We start from the raw sequence: 18,836 nt of genomic DNA, 5'->3' as shown, positions 1-18,836 counted from the left end.
ATGTTATCCGTGTGTACAGGGCAGGTTACCCACGCGTTACTCACCCGTCCGCCGCTCTCTTCCGAAGAAGATCGCTCGACTTGCATGTGTTAGGCACGCCGCCAGCGTTCATCCTGAGCCAGGATCAAACTCTCAAATAAAAGTTGTCCATCGCTCAGCTAATCATTATCTGAATATCTGGCTTGGTTTGTTTGTGTTTTAATTCTGTTAAGAATTATGTTTGTTTCTATAAATTAACCTACTGTTTAATTTTCAAAGTTCTTACTTGCTCTTTTGAAACATTTTGTTTTTCCTTTTCTTAAGGACAAGTAATACTTTATCATCTTTATTATATTAGGTCAATACTTTTTTTAAAACTTTTTTATTTATTTTGCTATTTTATTTTCATACACATATCTTTTAGTCTTTCTAACCACCTTAGACTTAGGTTTTTGTGAGGTTTCTATTACTTTTACTGCATCTTTACAGAAATATACCATAACATCTAAAACTAAGAAACTTATGCATATTAAACATATCCAATTTATAATTCCATACATATCTAGTTCCCCCTAAATATTTAATTTTTATTTATTATTCTTAAAGTTTATTCATTTTTCCTTCACAAAAATTCTTCTATATATATTCATAATAAAATCCTTTAAGTTATTTTTTCTCATCAAATTCAATTTATCTCCACCATTTCATATCATTTTTTTATATTTACTGTTATTATCATCACTAAAAACTTTTATATTTTTATATGAAAAATATAAATTATATCTCAACATCGACTAAACAATTAATTTATTATCATTTGTTCAAATTCAAAAAGGGATTTATATATCTAATCTAGTTAGATATATAAATCCCTTTTATTTTTATTCTTCTATTTTATTTTGATTATTTTCTATAGGTTTCATTGTTGGGAATAATAAAACGTCTCTTATAGTCGTAGAATTAGTTAATAACATTATAGTTCTGTCTATTCCTATTCCAAGACCTCCTGTAGGTGGCAAACCTACTTCTAAAGCATTTATGAAATCTTCATCCATATCACAAGCTTCATCATCACCTAATTCTTTCTTTCTTACTTGATCCATAAATCTTCCTTTTTGATCGATTGGATCATTAAGTTCAGAGAATGCATTAGCTAACTCCCACTTATTTGCAAAAGCTTCAAATCTATCAGTTCTTCTTGGATCTTCTACATTTCTTTTCGCAAGTGGCGACACTTCAACTGGATGATGAGTTATAAATGTAGGTTGGATTAATTTATCTTCTCCAAATTCTTCAAAGAATGCATTTATAACTTCTCCTCTTCTCATTCCAGCATTTATTTCTATTCCTTTTTCCTTAGCTACTTCTAAAGCTTCTTCATCTGTGTTTATAGTAGAGAAATCTACTCCCGTATATTCCTTAACACAATCTTCCATAGTCATTCTCTTCCACGGAGGAGTAAAGTCTATTTCAGTTCCTTGATAGTTTACTACCATACTTCCTGTAGCAACTTCCGCCATATGAGATATAAGATTTTCTGTTATTTCCATCATATCTGTATAATCTGCATATGCTTGGTATAATTCCATAGCTGTGTACTCAGGATTATGCTTTATAGACATACCTTCATTTCTGAACATTCTACCCATTTCATAAACCTTATCAAATCCACCAACTATAAGTCTCTTTAAGTATAGCTCATTTGCTATTCTTAAGTACATTGGTATATCTAATGTATTATGATGAGTCATAAATGGTCTAGCGTTAGCTCCACCTGCTATAGTATTTAATATAGGAGTCTCAACTTCTAAGAATCCTCTTTCGTCTAAATAAGTTCTTAAAGCTTTTAAAGCTTTTGTTCTTGTCATAAATGCATCTTTTACTTCTGGGTTAACTATTAAATCAACATATCTTTGTCTATATCTTAAGTCTTGGTCTTTTAATCCATGATATTTCTCTGGTAGTATTTGAAGAGATTTAGATAATAATATTACTTCATTAGCTTTTACAGATATTTCTTCTTTTTTAGTTTTGAATACTTCACCTTCAACACCTAAAATGTCACCTATATCATATGTAGAGAAAATAGAATATTCTTCTTCTCCTATTCTGTCTAATCTAACGTAACATTGAATTCTTCCTTCTTGGTCTTGTATATCTATAAATCCAGCTTTACCTTGGATTCTTTTACTCATTATACGACCTGCTATTTTAACAACTTTACCTTCTACGTTTTCGAAGTCATCTTTTATAGCTTTTGAATTACTTGTTCTATCGTATCTACTCACATGGAAAGGATCTTTTCCCATCTCTTGTAATTTAGTTAACTTGTCTCTTCTTACTTGAAGAACTTCACTAAGTTCTTCTTGTAATTGATCATTGTTAGCATTTTGTTGATCATTATTCATTTGTTATCCTCCCAATTATCTTTTTATTTCTAATATCTCAAACTTAGATACCCCATCCGGAACTTGTACGTCTACCATATCACCTACAGTTCTTCCTAAAAGAGCTCTCCCTACTGGCGACTCATTTGATATTTTCCCTTCGTATGGATCAGCTTCGGCAGAACCTACTATTACATATTCAACTTCTTCACCAAAATCAACATCATTCACTTTAACTATAGATCCTATAGTTACAAGATTACCATCTAGCTTACTTTCATCTATGATAACAGCTTTTCTTATCATATTTTCTAATTTTAATATTCTCTCTTCTAATTGAGCTTGCTCATTTTTAGCTTCATCGTACTCAGCGTTTTCAGATATATCTCCAAAAGATATAGCTACCTTTATTCTTTCAGCAACTTCTCTTCTTCTAACTGCTTTTAAAAGCTCCACTTCATTTTCTAATTTTTGGTATCCTTCTTGAGTTAACAGTATTTCTTTCTTATCTTCCATAACCCCTACAACTCCTTCATTATGTATTTGGGATTTCTCCCAATTCTATTTACTTAGTTTTAATTTATGCCGTTTATTATATGTCACTATTATTCTAATGTCAAGCAGTCTTGCATGTATGTCTTTAACTTATTCACTACCTCTTCATGGCTTTCTATTTTATTAATTTCATCTCTTACTTTAGCAGAATTTCTAAGCCCCTTTAAATACCACGCAATATGTTTTCTCATTTCTCTTACAGCAACATATTCTCCATGTTCTTCTAAAGCTAATTGTAAATGTTTTATGGCTGTATTTATTTTTTCTTCTAATGCTGGTTCTGGTAAAATTTCTCCTGTTTGCATATAATGGTTGATTCTTTTAAATATCCAAGGATTACCTTGGGCTCCTCTACCTATCATTATAGCATCACAACCTGTTTTGTTTAACATGTTTATAGCATCTTCTATACTAAATATATCTCCATTTCCTATAACTGGTATACTTATATTTTCTTTTATTTCTGTTATTATATCCCAATCTGCCTTTCCTGAATAATATTGTTCTCTAGTTCTACCATGTATAGCTAACGCACTTATTCCACTAGCTTCTGCTATTTTAGCTATTTCTACAGCATTTACACTTTCATCATCCCAACCTTTTCTTATTTTTAAAGTTACTGGTTTATTAGAATTTTTTACAACTGATTTTAATACTTCTTCTGCTAGTTTTGGTTTTCTCATTAATGCTGAACCATCACCATTTCTAATCACTTTAGGGGCAGGACATCCCATATTAATATCTAGTATCTCATTAGGGTACTCATTTAATATTTGCGCTGCTTTTCCCATGAATTCTGGATCTGAACCAAATATTTGAACCGCTACAGGATGTTCTTCCTCTTCTATTTTTAACATTTTTTTTGTATTTTCATCGTCATAACATAAAGCTTTTGCATTTATCATCTCTGTATAAAGCATTCCACAATCTTGTTCTTTACATATAAGTCTAAAAGGTAAATCTGTAACTCCTGCCATTGGAGATAAAAATACCTTATTGTTTAGTTCAACATTTCCTATTTTCATATTCTGTCTCCTCATATTAGTTATAAATTTTATACAAAAAGGAATTGAGCATATTACTCAATTCCCCCTTACTATTGTTATTTTTATATATAAACCTTAGAGTTCCTCTATCTGTCCATTAGATACTAAATCCATTTTATTCTTTTCATGTATAATTCTTAAGCCTTCTAACGTTAAGAATTTATCTACATAATCTATACTTTTAGTTTCTGACGAAATAAGAGTTGCTAATCCACCAGTAGCTACAACTTTAATGTTATTATGATTTAATTCATTTTTCATCATTTCTACTATCTTGTCAACTAATCCTACATACCCATAGATTATACCTGATTGCATAGCTGATACAGTACTTTTACATATAGTCATACCTGGCTTAACTAACTCTACCCTCGGAAGTTTAGAGGCTCTTTGAAATAAAGCTTCACTAGATATTTTTATTCCTGGAGCTATCGTTCCACCTAGATACTCACCTTTTTCAGATATAGCACAGAATGTAGTTGCCGTTCCAAAGTCTACTATTATCAATGGGTATCCGTATTTTTCTATACCTGCTACTGCATTAACAATCCTATCTGCACCAACTTGTTTAGGATTATCATATTTTATATTCAATCCTGTCTTAATACCTGGACCTACTATTTTAGGCTCTTTTTTACAGTATTTTATACAGAAATTTTCAAGAGCATGCATAATATTAGGAACTACTGATGATATTATAACATCATCTATATCTTCCATATTTACATTGTCATACTGAAATAAGCTCCTTATTATCATACCATATTCGTCTGATGTTTTCTCTTTATCCGTATTTATTCTCCAATTTTTTATTAACTCTTTATTTTTGTATATTCCTAAAACCATGTTGGTATTTCCAACGTCGAATACTAAAAGCATATATTATTAACCTTCTTTCTATTTTTTCCTTTTGCTAAGTATTACTACAACTGCAGATACTACAAAGCCTCCAACAATAGCTTCTGGTATACCACTTGTCGTAGCTAGTGTTAATAAAAGTGTTTTAGCTGCTGCAGCACTTTCTCCCATAGCTTTCGCATATCTCTCTCCGTATAATACGTATATCATACCTAAAACACCCATTGTATTTACTAAAGAACCAATCGCTCCAGATATCCATCCAGATAAAAAAGCATTCTTTGTTGTCTTTACTGATATTTTATATACATAGTATGCTACCAATCCAATTACGACTCTCGGCAATATAGATACCATCGGATTTATAAATGCAAATGATGTTATTGTAGGCATTGTTAACGCTCTAATTAAGCTTGTAGCACCAAATATAAGTCCTATTGACATACCTACTACAGGACCTTCTATTATCGCCCCTATAATAACAGGTATATGCATTATAGTTGCATTTACAGGACCTATTGGTATAAATCCTAAAGGAGTAATAGATAGCATGATAGATATAGCTGATAGCACACCTATTATAGCCATTCTTCTTACATTTACACTTTTTCTTCCTTGATATTTCTTTTGTGATGTCATAACCACAACATCTGATGACTTAACTTTTATTACGTCTGTTGTTTCTGTATTCATAATAAAAATACACCTCCGTTCCAGCTCATAAAAGATGCCGGACTTTTTTTATTTTTTTGTTAACTTACGTCTTACTATGATTGTCAAGTCAGGCTCCACATTAATTGGATGCCAGCTTTAACAACAACAATTTTAGCAATAGTATATGCTGTTGTCAACAACTGTTATTGTTAAATTAAATCTTTATATGCTAGTATATTTTTAACACCCTCAGCATTTTTTATAGCATTGATAACACTTTTTTCTACAACCTCTGTAGCTAAGGAGCCTAATAAGGTCATATCAGTTTCTATTTCTCCTGTTGCCATAGTAAATATTGTATCTCCATCATGAGGAGTATGTATAGGGAATATAGACTTTGCATATCCATTATGAGCCATTTGAGATACTTTTTTACATTCTGCTTTAGTTAACTTAGCATTAGTTACAACTACCCCTATAGTAGTGTTATCTATGTTAAATCCACCTTTTGTTAGTCCATTTTTCATAATTTCATAACTATTAAGTACCTTTGTTTTATCATTATCCATTACTCCTGCTATTACTTTTCCATTTTCATATACATCACCTAAGGCATTAACTGCAATTAATGCAGATACAACTAATCCATTATCTAATTTTATAGAATAACTTCCTATACCACCTTTCATGGCATACTCTGGACCTCTTATCTTCCCAACAGTAGCACCACACCCTGCACCATAATTACCTTGCTTTAGTTCCGTTTTACTCGCAATTTCGCAAGCTTTGTATCCCATCGCTATGTCAGGTCTACATTTAGGATTTCCTACCGCTAAATCAAATAAAACTGCACCTACAACTATAGGAACCTTAGCAACTCCTACATCAAATCCTATATTATTTTCTTCTAAATATTTACTCACTCCACATGTAGATTCTAGACCAAAAGCTGATCCTCCTGACAGTACTACAGCATGAACTTTTTGAATCATATTTATAGGATCTAAAAGATCTGTTTCTCTTGTTCCTGGGGCAGCTCCTCTAACATCCACTCCACATACTGCACCTTCTTCACATATAACAACTGTACATCCTGTTAAACCCTCTCTATCTTCTACTTGTCCAATTTTTATTCCTTTAACATCAAGTACGTTATTATACATATCCTTCAACACCCCTTATTGAAACTTCACCCGATACTATTTCTTGAATAGTTTTATTTTTTTTCTCTACTATTAAGTTACCATCTTTATTAATATCTAAACATTTTACTAGCTCTTTACTTTTATTTTTAAGCAGATATATTTCTTTTCCAATAATAGCTGAGTATTTTCTACATATATCAAGAGTTTCTTCTTTTGAATTTTCATTTACATATTTAAAATATAATTTTTCAAATTCTTCTAATATATTTTTAACTATATCAACTCTAGAAATCTTATAGTTTTCTTTATATAAAGATGTAGCTATATCCGATATTTCTTGAGAAAATTCCATAGTTTTTACGTTTATACCAATGCCTAATACAATGTAATTTACTCTTTCAATTTCCGCTGATAATTCCGTCAGTATACCTGATATTTTCTTATCGTTCAAAATTACATCATTTGGCCACTTTATTAACGTTTCTACGCCCAAATTTTTTAGTGCCTTTGCTATACTAGCCCCAGCTATTAAAGTTATAAACGGTGCTTCGTATGGCATTATATTAGGTTTTAAAATCACACTCATCCATATTCCATCATAAGATTTAGAATACCATTGCCTGCCTAATCTTCCTCTTCCATTAGTTTGCTCTTCACTAATTATTATAGTCCCTTCATCTTCATTTGACGCTATTTCTTTAGCATAATCGTTGGTAGACCCTATAGTTTCAAAGTGTATTATTTTATTACCAATTATTTTTGCATTCAGTTTATGATTAATGTTTTTGTAAGTTAATAAATCCTTAGGTATTTCTATTAATCTATAACCTTTTTTATTCACTGATTCAATATTGTATCCTTCTTCTTTTAAAATTTTGATATGTTTCCATATTGCCGCTCGTGATATCCCTATATATTTAGATAGCTCTTCTCCTGAAATAAAACCGCCATCTTGATCCAGTATGATTTCTATTATTTTATCTCTCATATTACACCTCTATTTTAATGTAATTTCTATATCTATAGTAAATAATTATACCCTACAATTTTATATTAAAAAAGGTATAGTTTGTATCTAATCTTTATTATTGGATAAAGTAATAGGACCTATTAATAGGTCCTATTTTAAATAAGTATTTATTTATCATTGTCTTTGTTTTCTAGATTTTGTTCTACATTTATATCTTTTATTTCTGTGTCTTTAGCTATTAAGTCCACTTCTTTTTCTTCCAAAGTGTTTTCTTCTATAGTTACAGCAAATTTATCTTTGCTATTATCTTCTATTTTATCTAAAGGCAGCTCTTTATTAAATGCTTTTATAAACTGTTCTGCATCTAGTGTTTCATAGATTAATAGTGATTGAGCTACATATTCTAAACTATCCATATTTTCTTGTAGCACTTTCTTTGTTTCTCTATGTGAACTTTCAACAATTCTTCTTATTTCTTTATCTATTTCTGACGCAACTTCTTCAGAATAATTTCTCTTTGTAGCAAAACTATTACCTAAGAATACTTCGTCATCACCATCTCCAAATGTCATTGGTCCAAGTTTAGAACTCATTCCGTATTTAGTAACCATATTTCTTGCAGTTGCAGCCACTCTTTCTAAGTCATTAGATGCACCAGTTGATATGTCATCTAGTATTAACTCTTCAGCTACTCTACCACCAAGCAATACAATTATATTTTCTTTCATTTCTTTTTTTGTTGCATAGAACTTATCTTCAATTGGAAGCTGCATAGTAAATCCACCAGCTCTACCCCTTGGAACTATTGTAACTTGATGTACTGGACTTGCATAAGTAAGAACATGAGCACAAACTGCATGACCTGCTTCATGGTAAGCAGTAAGTCTTCTTTCAGGTTCACTTATAACTCTTGATTTCTTAGCAACTCCTGCTATAATCTTTGTTATAGCCTCTTCTATAGTTTCCATTTGGATTTTCTTTTCTCTTTTTCTTGCAGTTAATATAGCTGCTTCATTCATTAAGTTCTCTATATCAGCTGGAGTAAATCCAGGAGTTCTCCTAGCTAATACTTCTACTTTTACATCTTCTGCTAAAGGTTTATTTTTAGAGTGAACTTTAAATATAGCTTCTCTTCCTTTAACATCTGGTGCTCCAACAACTACCTGTCTATCAAATCTTCCTGGTCTAAGTAACGCAGGGTCAAGTATGTCAGGTCTATTTGTAGCTGCCATTATTATTATTCCTTGGTTTACACCAAACCCATCCATCTCAACTAAAAGTTGGTTCAGAGTTTGTTCTCTTTCATCGTGTCCACCACCAAGTCCTGCTCCTCTTTTTCTACCAACAGCATCTATTTCGTCTATAAATATTATAGCTGGTGCATTTTTCTTCGCTTGTTCAAATAAATCTCTAACTCTCGAAGCACCTACCCCAACAAACATTTCAACGAAATCAGAACCACTTATACTAAAGAACGGTACTCCTGCTTCTCCCGCAACAGCTCTTGATAAATAAGTTTTACCTGTTCCTGGAGGCCCTACCATAAGTATACCTTTTGGTATTCTTGCACCTAATTCAATATATCTCTTGGGATTCTTTAGGAAGTCTACAACTTCTTGTAAATCTTCTTTTTCCTCATTTAACCCCGCTACATCTTTAAATGTAACTCTTGTTTTTTCATCATCTTTATGAACCTTAGCTTTTGATTTACCAAAATTCATAACTCTTCCGCCTCCACCTTGAGACTGATTCATGAACACAAACCAAAGTATTACCATAAAGAATATTAGTAATAATGTAGGCAACATTTCTAAGAACCATGGTGCAGATGGAGTTGGTTCTCCTCCAAATACTAGTTTACCTTCTTTAGCTTGAGCTAGAACTTCACTCGAAAGTTTATCTCCTATTATTTCCTTTGGTACATATGATCTAAATTTAGTGTTGCTATCTTTTATTGTTCCTTCTACTGCAGTTTCATTTATAAAGTATAACCTTGATATATTTTCGCTAGATAATTCTCTATATACCTTTGAGAATTCCATCGTTTCTATTTTATCTGTCGGCTTACCTGAGAACTGCACTATTCCTACTATTATTATGAAAATTAGTAGGTAGAAACCTATTCCTTTGAAAAATTTATTCAAAAGAAGCCCTCCTTTCATACGTTGTTTTTATTCTATAGTTTCTTAAAGCTAATCTTTAAGACTTCTTTTGTTTGAGAATCAATTTTATAATTTTCACTAACTCTATAATCCCCTACAAGTAAAACTCCTTGTTCATCTATCATAACAGGAACTTTATCTCTATCTTCTCTTGGTATTTTTAAGTCAATGAATAAATCTTTAAGTTTTTTAGTTCCTCCTGCAAGTTTTATTTTATCTCCTTGCTTTCTGTTTCTTACAACTAAACCTCCTTTTACTTTATTGAAATCAAACCCTTTGGACCATTTGTCATTTTTTAAACTATTATATCTATCTATACTCATCTTTTGGGTTTCAATTATTAAATTTAATTCTTTTATTTTTACAAATCCATTACTAGGTATATTATAGCAAAATTCTATTTCTTTATTAACTATTTCTTTTGTCGTTAACAGTATTATATCTTGCTTTCTATATGCAAATACACCTCTTGGAAGCATTATAGTTTTATTTATTTTATTTTGATTTTCTAAATCTATAACATCTTCTATATGTTTTTGATCTAAAAAGTTAGTATCTCCTAGTATATGTTTAATACTATTTCTTATAATTCTAGTTTTTATAGCTATATGCAAATTTATATAGTCTTTTAATTTAATTTCTACATCATTGGAGTTTAAATTGCATATTTTCTTAAATTTAATTTTAGCTTCTTCTTCAATGTAGTCGCTATCATGTCTTAATCCATTACTCATTCTAACTATAGATTCTATTACATTAGTATTAAAATTATCCTTCATATAAGGTATTAATTCTAATCTTACTTTATTTCTTGTATATATACTTTCTAAGTTACTTTTATCTATTCTTGGATTTAAATCATTTTCTTCACAGTAATTTTCTATTTCTGTTCTATTAATATCTAAAAGCGGCCTAATTATACCATTATCTCTAATATATTCTATGCCTCTTAGTCCTTGTAATCCTGTACCTCTCATCACACGCATTAAAATAGTTTCTGCTTGATCATTCAGATTATGTCCTATAGCTATTTTATTAGAATTAGTTTTTAGTCTTATTTCATCAAACATTTCATACCTAAGTTTCCTTGCGCCTTCTTCAATAGATAAACTATTTTCATTACAATACTTAGCTACATCAATAGATTTTATAAAATAAGTTACTCCCATTTCTTCACATATTTGAGAAACGTATAAAGCATCTTTTTGAGCTTCAATTCCTCTCAATTGGTGATTTAAATGTGCAGCATAAATTTCTATATCAAATTTTTCTTTAAGCCTATTTAATATATGTAGTAAACATATGGAGTCTGGACCACCGGAAACCCCGATTACAATCTTGTCTCCATTATTAATTAAGCTATATTTATTTATAGTACTTAGTACCTTTTCTAAAATCATATTTATACCTCTTACATTTAGTTTTTATTAACTTTCATGTATAGTTTCTATAAAAAAACTATAAACCCTTGTATCTTTTTTCAAAAGATATAAACTTTAGTGTATAACTATTATAATACCAAATAAATCAAATAAAAGGTAGTATTTTAACTACCCCTTATAAAATTTATATTATCGACATATTATTTTATAATTTATAAATATATATTATTCTTTATTTTGTATTAATATACTTATTTCATTTTTTCCTTGGAACAATTCCATTATTTTTATATTATATCGTATGTCTATTTTTATATGACCATTTTCATTATTATTTATAGTTAAATTTTTAGTATCAGTTTCTATAAGTAATAATCCTTGAGGAGTTCTGTACTTAGTAGTATTTTTTTCATTGTTTTTAAATACCATTGTTGAGTTAGAACTTCCAAATCTTTTTATAGAAACATCAACATCAGATATTTTTATCGTAGTAGTTGTTTCATTTCCATCTTCTGTTTCTTTATACACTACATAAGTTTCATTATTTTTTACGTATGATTTACCTTCCGCTTCTATACTTATAGTGTCTACGTTAGAATTTTCATCATACTGTTTTGTAACTATATTAATTTTCACTTCCACAAAAAACTTCCTCCTAAGCAATGATAAAATTTAAGCTTTATTAACCTAAAGTTTATTTATAAATTAATACTTTTGTATTTCGATAGTTTTTATATCTTTTATTTCTTTCTTTAAAAACTCACCTGCTATAGATGCAAATTTTTCTGGTATATCAGATACATAGTATTCATATACTCCGCTATTGTCTTTTCTTAATACACTATTAGCTTCTAATACTTTTTTTAAATCCTTTGCTGTTTCTTTTGCTGGATTTACTAATTTAACTTTTTCTCCAACTATTTGCCCTATTGTTCTTTTTAGTAGAGGATAGTGTGTACAACCTAATACTAAAGAATCTATATTTTCATCTACAAGCTCTTTTAAGTATCTTTTAGCTGTTAAGCTTGCTATATCTGTATTTGCCCATCCTTCTTCAACTATTGGTACAAATAACGGACATGATTTATCTATTATACGGATATCTTTATCTATTTTTCCAATTTCTAAATTGTATGCTTTTGAACGTATTGTTCCTTCCGTTCCAATTACACCTACAATTTTATTCTTTGTTGAATATGCAGCTGTTCTAGCTCCAGCCTCTATAACACCTAATATAGGTATATCATATTTTTCATTTGCTTCTTTTAAACATCTTGCTGTAGCTGTATTGCAAGCAATAACTATAGCCTTTACATTCTTTGATATTAAAAAATTTATTGCTTGAAATGTATATTTCATTACTGTTTCCTTAGATCTAGGTCCATAAGGTACTCTAGCTGTATCTCCAAAATATACTATATTTTCATTAGGGAGAATTTTCATTATTTCTTTTAATACTGTCAATCCTCCTAGACCAGAATCAAATACTCCTATTGGTCTATCATTCATATCAACACCTACTTTACTTATTAGCATCTAATGCTAAATCTATAAGTTTATCTATAAGTTCAGAATAACTTAACCCTGTAGCATCCCACATTTTAGGATACATACTTATACTTGTGAAACCTGGTAATGTATTTATCTCATTAATAAATATTTCATTCGAATTTTTATCAATGAAGAAATCTACTCTAGAAAGTCCTTTTCCGTCTATTCCTTTGAAAGCTTCGATAGCCATCTCTCTTATTTTATCCATATCTTCAGTTCTTATATTTGCTGGAATGTCATAACTAGACGCTCCATTTATATACTTGTCTTCATAATCGTAGAAATCTTTAGCCGGTTTTATTTCTCCTGCTATAGATGCTTTTACATCATCATTTCCAAGAACTGCAACTTCAATTTCTCTAGCATCTATTCCTTGTTCTAAAACAATTCTAGAATCATACTCTAATGCTTCATTTATTCCATTTAGAAGTTCTTTTCTATTAGTAACTTTAGATATTCCAACACTTGAACCTAAATTAGCAGGTTTTACAAATATAGGATAGCTCAATTTACTTTCTATTTCATCTAATTCTTTATCTGTATTTTTAGTAAATGACCATTTATTTGTATAAGTATAATCTACTTGTGGCAATCCAATTTGAGAAAATACTTTTTTACAAATTAGTTTATCCATACCTACACTTGAAGCTAATACTCCACAACCTACGTATGGTATTTGACTTATTTCGAACAACCCTTGTATAGTTCCATCTTCTCCATATGGACCATGTAATACAGGGAATAATACATCTATTTTCTCAACTCTACCGTCTTCAAATAATATTCCTACTTCTTTGTTTCCTGATGGCATTAAATTAATTTCTACATTTTTATTAACTAAATTAACCCATTCTCCATTTTTTATATTTTCTTCGCTACCTTCGTAGTACATCCATTTTCCATCTTTAGTTATTCCTATAGTAAAAACGTTATATTTATCTTTATCAATATGTTTATAAATTGAAGCTGCTGATGATAGAGAAACTTCATGCTCTCCTGACTTACCACCAAATATTAAAGCTATATTAATTTTATTCATATTTTCACCTTCCTAATATATGCTAGTTAACTTAACTCTTGTATTTTATGCTTTTTGTTATCTAAATGATTATTATAGTTTATTTTCATAAAAAAATAAAGGAGCAAAAAGCTCCTTTATCCATATTTTCAATAACTTATTTACTCTACTTAGCAAAAACATGATTCCCTATTCTCATATATGGGTCTAATGTTTTTATCCATTTACATGTAGCTATATCAGGATTCCAAAAATATATAGCTTCATTTGTAGGATCATATCCATATAATGCTTCTCTAGCTGCATCATATGCGGATTCTGTAGGTTGCATATTTATAGATCCATCTTTAACAACAGAAAATGCATTTTTTTGATATATTACATCTTTTATGGTGTTGGGAAACCTATAATCTATTACTCTATTTATTACAACTGCAGCTACTGCAACTTGACCTTCGTAACTTTCACCTCTTGCTTCTCCTGTAACTAATTTAGATAATAACAATAACTCTTCATTAGTTATATTTATAACTTCTTTCTTTTCTTGTTTTGTAGAATTAGCATGTATAATTTTAACATCCTCATTCGATAAGTCAGTATCATACGCTAGTACTTTTTGGGTCGGGATAAGTACATAGGTTAAAACTAATAAAGTTACTATCAGCTTATAGCACCTCTCCATAATTAAAGTCACTCCTTTAAGTTCTAATTTTAAAAAACGCCTTTTAATACTTCTATAACTTTAAATTTAACTGTTGCTCTACTTACATCATCTTGGCTTTTTTGTGTTATCAACTTATATTCCTCTTCAGTTAAAATTTGTTTTAGTTTTTCATCAGTTTTTTTATCTATCATACCTTTTTCGTCATCTACAAAGCATAACGGAGGAAACATAACACACCACCAATTTCTACCTTGTCCACTACCTATTACTATTTTTAAAGCCTTGTATTCTCCTGCTGGCAAGATTACATTAGAGTATTGTTTAGTCGGAAATTCACTGTATACAATGTCTACTGTTACTCCATAATTATACCCATTAGCATGTATAGTATCTTCGCTTACTTTTCTTAAATTATCATATTCTGATTTTATTATTCTTTCACTTTCTTGTATACTTTCTGATTTAGCTAATTTAGGCTGTAAATATGCTATAACATTGTCTCTTACTTTTAGTTTTAGATTTTGATCTTTATCAGAATTACTATTAGCTATAACATGAAATCTTATTAATTTTTCCTTATAGTCTATTGTTGCTGCGTTTATTTTTTTTATTTCCCCATTTATTACTACTGTCATAATTAAAATTAATGAAATTAAACAGAAAGCTAATATTCTTAATCTATTTTTTATTACTCTCATTTTATATTTTCCCCCTTCAACATATTACTATTTTGAGTATGTCCACTCGGGGGAAAGTTATTCATAAATATTATTGTTTTAAAAAACAAAAAAAAGAAGGTTCAACCTTCTTTAATGTTAATTCTCTTTATTGTTCATAGCTCTATCAATTATAAATTGCTCAGCCTTTTCTATATGCTCCGTTGCATATCTCTTAGCTAGCTCACTGTCTCCTTTTTTGATAGCATCTAATATAAGTTCATGTTCTTTAATTATATTTACAGATGAATCATAATCAGATATGTATGTAACTCTAAATCTATATACCTGTTCCCATAAAGAATTTATTAGTTGATGAAGTTTTTTGTTGTTTGTAGCTTTAAATATGCATTCATGAAACTCCACATCCATTTTTAATAATGCTTCTACATCTGAATCACTTGTACTTTTTTTGAAGTCTCCTGCTATTTGCTCAAGCTTCTTAATATCGTCTTCACTTATTCTTTCTGCTGCTAAAGACGCTGAAAGACCTTCTAAGCTAGCTCTTATTTCTAATACATCTATTATATCTTTTAAAGACATATTAGCAACATAAGCACCTTTTCTTGGAAGCATTACTACTAATCCTTCTAACTCAAGTTTTCTTATAGCTTCTCTAACTGGCGTTCTACTTACCCCTAGTTGTTCTGCTAACTGCACTTCCATTAATCTTTGCCCTGGACTTACTTTTCCCTCTAATATTGCTTCTCTTAAATTTTCAAATACCACATCTCTTAATGGTTTATACTCGTCTAAATTTAATTTTGTTAAATTATCCATTAATCTCAACTCCTTTTTCACTACTATTAACAATATATACTTGATGATAGTTCTTTAGTAGTTCCTCTTTTCCTTTTAAAGCATCTTCTATGCTTTTAAATAGTCCAAAAACTGTAGGCCCACTTCCACTCATCATAGAACCTAAAGCATTATTACTCATCATAATATGCTCAATTTCCTTTATTTCTTTATGCATATTGCTCGTTACATCTTCAAGTACATTAACCATATTTTTTGATAAGTCTTCTATTTTTTCTTCTTTTAGACACTCTATTAAATATTCAGTATTTGGTCTATTTTTAATATTTTTCAAATCTAAACCTTTATATACATCTTTAGTAGACACAAATATCTCCGGTTTACAAACTAATATACTAATATCTCCAGGTAAACCCTTAATATTAGTTAGTTTTTCCCCTACACCTTGAGCTAGAGATGTTTTACCCGATATACAATAAGGTACATCTGCTCCTAGCTTAAACCCTATTTCTTGTAATTCTATTTCTGATAAATTTAATTCCCAAATTTTATTAAGTCCAACTAAAACGGCCGCTGCATTAGAGCTTCCTCCAGCCATTCCTGCTGCTATTGGAATATTTTTCTCTATAAATACTTCTACACCCTTGTCTATATTAAACTTATTTTTAATCAAGTTGGCTGCTTTATAAACAATATTATTTTCATCTACAGGTATATCAGAACTATTACTTTTTACAACTATTTCATTTAATTCCAACTCTTTTATTTTTATTATGTCGTATAAATTTATCGTCTGCATTATCATTTCGACTAAATGATATCCATCTTCTCTTTTTCCTAGCACATCTATTGATAAATTTATTTTTGCTCTGCTTTTTAACTTTATAGAATTCATTTTAGCCTCCTTGTATATAGTATAATGCATTTCTAACTACTAACATTATACTACAAAAAATAAAATAATAGGGGATTATAATCCCCTATTATTTTATTTTTTGTAGTATATTAATTTAATCAACTAAAACAGCCTTTTTCTCTAGAATCAAGCATTTACCTGTTTTTAGAGGTTCTTCTGCCTTTATATCATTTAATTCTGCTATTTCACATTCAGTTGTATTGTATTTCTTAGCTATATTCCACAATGTATCTCCATCTTTACATACATACACTATTATACTAGGAGCTTTGGATAAATCATATATACCCATATCTTCTCCTTTTACTATAAAACTTTCTCCTTTTTTATCAATAGCTTCTATAAATCTCTTTGCTTTTATAACTATATCTATTTCATCTCTATTTAAGTCTACATCTAATTTATCTATGCATACTGTATTGAATACCTTACAAGTATCACTTAGATTATCTACTGTAACATCATGCTCAAAAGGTATCTCTTCACTTATTTTATAAACTAATTTTAATCCTTCAACAGGAACATATAGTATATCTACCTTAATAATACCTTGTATAATACTTTTATCATCTTCTATATAAGAATTTTCTATTGATATAGATGGACACACACTTACTATTTCTTTTATTTGTATATCTTCATGGTTATTTTTGATATTATCTCTTACCACAAAAGTTTCTGTTCCACAATTTAATCTTTTATTAACCTCAATTGTTTTATGGTCAAATTTAATCATTTTTTGTGGTGAATAAGCATCTTGTAATACCTCTCTTGTTATCTCATCTGTAACTTTAACTTTACTACTTACTGTACAGTCAATCTCAAGTATACCTGTATTACTTTCACTATTTTGTTTAAATATATAGTTGAAGTCTCCCATGGATAATAAAGTTTCTTCTGACATACCATCACAAGCTCCTGGAACCTCTATAAATTGAGTAAAGTCAATGCCTATCTTATCTAATTCAACTATTTCACCATCATATGTGCAAGCCAATGGATTTATTTCTACTATTCCACCTATTATAACTTTATTATCTGTTATTCTGCTTTCTTTTACTCTTGTATATGGATTTAAACTTATTATTGTTTGAATTTCTTCTGTGTTTATAGTTATAGTATCTCTTATTACACTCTCTGATTTTTCAATACCTACTATATCTTGATATGAAATTTCTTTTCTATGTTTTTGAATTCCTTCTACTTGAGATACATCTTTTACTATATCTAATCTTTGCTTTTCAAATAAACTTCCTCTTACATTCATAAGAGCTCCTACTCTTATTTTTCTTTCATTCATTATAGTACAATCTACATGCTCTAATTCTGGAAATAACATAAATTCCATATCTTGCTCTATATTGTCTTTTTCTATAACTTCATTTATGTCTATTTTGCCATCTACATTAGAAACTGTATTTTTATCATCTGTAATATAAATTACATTATAGTTGAAACTACCTCTGCATAATATTTTTCCATCTGTCACTTCTATCTTTTTGATGGCTATGTACCCTTCTGTCTTTACGATATCATAAACATCTGGCTTTTTATCTGGCACTACTGCTTCTGTCTCAATAAATGTTTGAAATTTTCCAAAGTCTATTCTATTGTCAACTTTAATTACATCTTTAATTAATTCCATACATTGTCCCCCCTGTATTTAAATAAAAATATCACACTATATTTATATTTAAATAGGCAAAAAAAAATTACACCTATTTTTAATAGGTATAATTTTTTAACTTACATTTAATTTATTTTGATCTTTAAATACTTGCAACTTAACATTAGATGTTAATAAATCTGAATAACTATATGATACTCTTGAATATCCATTAGCTCCGTCATCTAATTTTACAACAAACACACTTGGATATACTTTTTCTAGTATCCCCTTCTTAGTAACAATCTGCTTTCTTCCCTTATTAGCCTTAAGTAGTATCTTTTTACCTAAGTGTCTCTCTAAACTTTCTCTAATCTTATCTAGAGTTTGAACAGTAGCCATAATATCACCTTCTTTAAACGTTTGTATGTTTACATAATATCATATTTTCAGCTTTTTGTCAAATGT

At 29.5% G+C, this 18,836-nt stretch carries 19 protein-coding genes and 1 rRNA gene; all 20 read right to left on the bottom strand.

What is annotated here, in order from left to right; genetic code table 11:
- Positions 1–140: ribosomal RNA gene (locus ACRC03_RS09735) — 16S ribosomal RNA — on the bottom strand; the annotation flags it as partial.
- A 225-nt stretch (positions 141–365) separates the two neighbouring features.
- Complete coding sequence (locus tag ACRC03_RS09730) at positions 366–539, bottom strand: hypothetical protein (protein WP_438652371.1); 174 nt, start codon at positions 537–539, stop codon at positions 366–368.
- A 321-nt stretch (positions 540–860) separates the two neighbouring features.
- Positions 861–2,387, bottom strand: a complete 1,527-nt coding sequence (lysS, locus tag ACRC03_RS09725) for a lysine--tRNA ligase (RefSeq protein WP_438652370.1) — start codon at positions 2,385–2,387, stop codon at positions 861–863.
- Positions 2,388–2,402: 15 nt separating this feature from the next.
- Positions 2,403–2,882, bottom strand: a complete 480-nt coding sequence (gene greA / locus ACRC03_RS09720) for a transcription elongation factor GreA (protein ID WP_438652369.1) — start codon at positions 2,880–2,882, stop codon at positions 2,403–2,405.
- Between the two features lie 89 nt (positions 2,883–2,971).
- Positions 2,972–3,946: a tRNA dihydrouridine synthase DusB gene (gene dusB / locus ACRC03_RS09715; protein WP_438652368.1), complete on the bottom strand. Its 975-nt coding sequence runs from the start codon at positions 3,944–3,946 to the stop codon at positions 2,972–2,974.
- 96 nt (positions 3,947–4,042) lie between these two features.
- A complete protein-coding gene (locus ACRC03_RS09710) occupies positions 4,043–4,846 on the bottom strand; it encodes a type III pantothenate kinase (protein WP_438652367.1) in 804 nt (267 codons plus the stop codon).
- Positions 4,847–4,864: 18 nt separating this feature from the next.
- Complete coding sequence (locus ACRC03_RS09705; RefSeq protein ID WP_438652366.1) at positions 4,865–5,518, bottom strand: ECF transporter S component; 654 nt, start codon at positions 5,516–5,518, stop codon at positions 4,865–4,867.
- A 170-nt stretch (positions 5,519–5,688) separates the two neighbouring features.
- Positions 5,689–6,642 carry a P1 family peptidase gene (locus ACRC03_RS09700; protein ID WP_438652365.1) on the bottom strand — a complete coding sequence of 318 codons (954 nt, stop codon included), beginning with the start codon at positions 6,640–6,642 and terminating at the stop codon, positions 5,689–5,691.
- Positions 6,635–7,612 carry a biotin--[acetyl-CoA-carboxylase] ligase gene (locus tag ACRC03_RS09695; RefSeq protein ID WP_438652364.1) on the bottom strand — a complete coding sequence of 326 codons (978 nt, stop codon included), beginning with the start codon at positions 7,610–7,612 and terminating at the stop codon, positions 6,635–6,637. Before ACRC03_RS09695 ends, ACRC03_RS09700 begins: the two co-directional genes overlap by 8 nt.
- A 149-nt stretch (positions 7,613–7,761) precedes the next feature.
- Complete coding sequence (gene ftsH / locus ACRC03_RS09690) at positions 7,762–9,738, bottom strand: ATP-dependent zinc metalloprotease FtsH (protein WP_438652363.1); 1,977 nt, start codon at positions 9,736–9,738, stop codon at positions 7,762–7,764.
- A 32-nt stretch (positions 9,739–9,770) separates the two neighbouring features.
- Positions 9,771–11,156 (bottom strand): tRNA lysidine(34) synthetase TilS, encoded by a 1,386-nt coding sequence (gene tilS, locus ACRC03_RS09685; RefSeq protein WP_438652362.1) that lies wholly within the window; start codon positions 11,154–11,156, stop codon positions 9,771–9,773.
- A 207-nt stretch (positions 11,157–11,363) separates the two neighbouring features.
- A complete protein-coding gene (locus tag ACRC03_RS09680) occupies positions 11,364–11,780 on the bottom strand; it encodes a DUF1934 domain-containing protein (RefSeq protein WP_438652361.1) in 417 nt (138 codons plus the stop codon).
- Between the two features lie 63 nt (positions 11,781–11,843).
- Positions 11,844–12,647, bottom strand: coding sequence for a glutamate racemase (murI, locus tag ACRC03_RS09675; RefSeq protein ID WP_438652372.1), 804 nt, complete (start codon positions 12,645–12,647; stop codon positions 11,844–11,846).
- A gap of 13 nt (positions 12,648–12,660) precedes the next feature.
- Positions 12,661–13,728 carry a D-alanine--D-alanine ligase gene (locus ACRC03_RS09670; protein WP_438652360.1) on the bottom strand — a complete coding sequence of 356 codons (1,068 nt, stop codon included), beginning with the start codon at positions 13,726–13,728 and terminating at the stop codon, positions 12,661–12,663.
- A 145-nt stretch (positions 13,729–13,873) separates the two neighbouring features.
- Positions 13,874–14,389, bottom strand: coding sequence for a cell wall hydrolase (locus tag ACRC03_RS09665; RefSeq protein WP_438652359.1), 516 nt, complete (start codon positions 14,387–14,389; stop codon positions 13,874–13,876).
- A gap of 29 nt (positions 14,390–14,418) precedes the next feature.
- Positions 14,419–15,069, bottom strand: coding sequence for a stage II sporulation protein R (gene spoIIR / locus ACRC03_RS09660; RefSeq protein ID WP_438652358.1), 651 nt, complete (start codon positions 15,067–15,069; stop codon positions 14,419–14,421).
- 117 nt (positions 15,070–15,186) lie between these two features.
- On the bottom strand, positions 15,187–15,867 hold the full coding sequence (locus tag ACRC03_RS09655) for a GntR family transcriptional regulator (RefSeq protein ID WP_438652357.1): 681 nt from the start codon (positions 15,865–15,867) through the stop codon (positions 15,187–15,189).
- Complete coding sequence (gene ispE / locus ACRC03_RS09650; protein ID WP_438652356.1) at positions 15,860–16,741, bottom strand: 4-(cytidine 5'-diphospho)-2-C-methyl-D-erythritol kinase; 882 nt, start codon at positions 16,739–16,741, stop codon at positions 15,860–15,862. Before ispE ends, ACRC03_RS09655 begins: the two co-directional genes overlap by 8 nt.
- A 115-nt stretch (positions 16,742–16,856) precedes the next feature.
- Positions 16,857–18,407 carry a DUF3794 and LysM peptidoglycan-binding domain-containing protein gene (locus tag ACRC03_RS09645; RefSeq protein WP_438652355.1) on the bottom strand — a complete coding sequence of 517 codons (1,551 nt, stop codon included), beginning with the start codon at positions 18,405–18,407 and terminating at the stop codon, positions 16,857–16,859.
- 96 nt (positions 18,408–18,503) lie between these two features.
- A complete protein-coding gene (locus ACRC03_RS09640) occupies positions 18,504–18,770 on the bottom strand; it encodes a Veg family protein (RefSeq protein ID WP_438652354.1) in 267 nt (88 codons plus the stop codon).
- Positions 18,771–18,836: the final 66 nt, after the last annotated feature.

The sequence above is a fragment of the Romboutsia sp. genome, assembly GCF_051659545.1.
Taxonomy (GTDB): Bacteria; Bacillota; Clostridia; order Peptostreptococcales; family Peptostreptococcaceae; genus JBOFOR01.
This window is presented reverse-complemented; position numbering and strand designations above follow the sequence as displayed.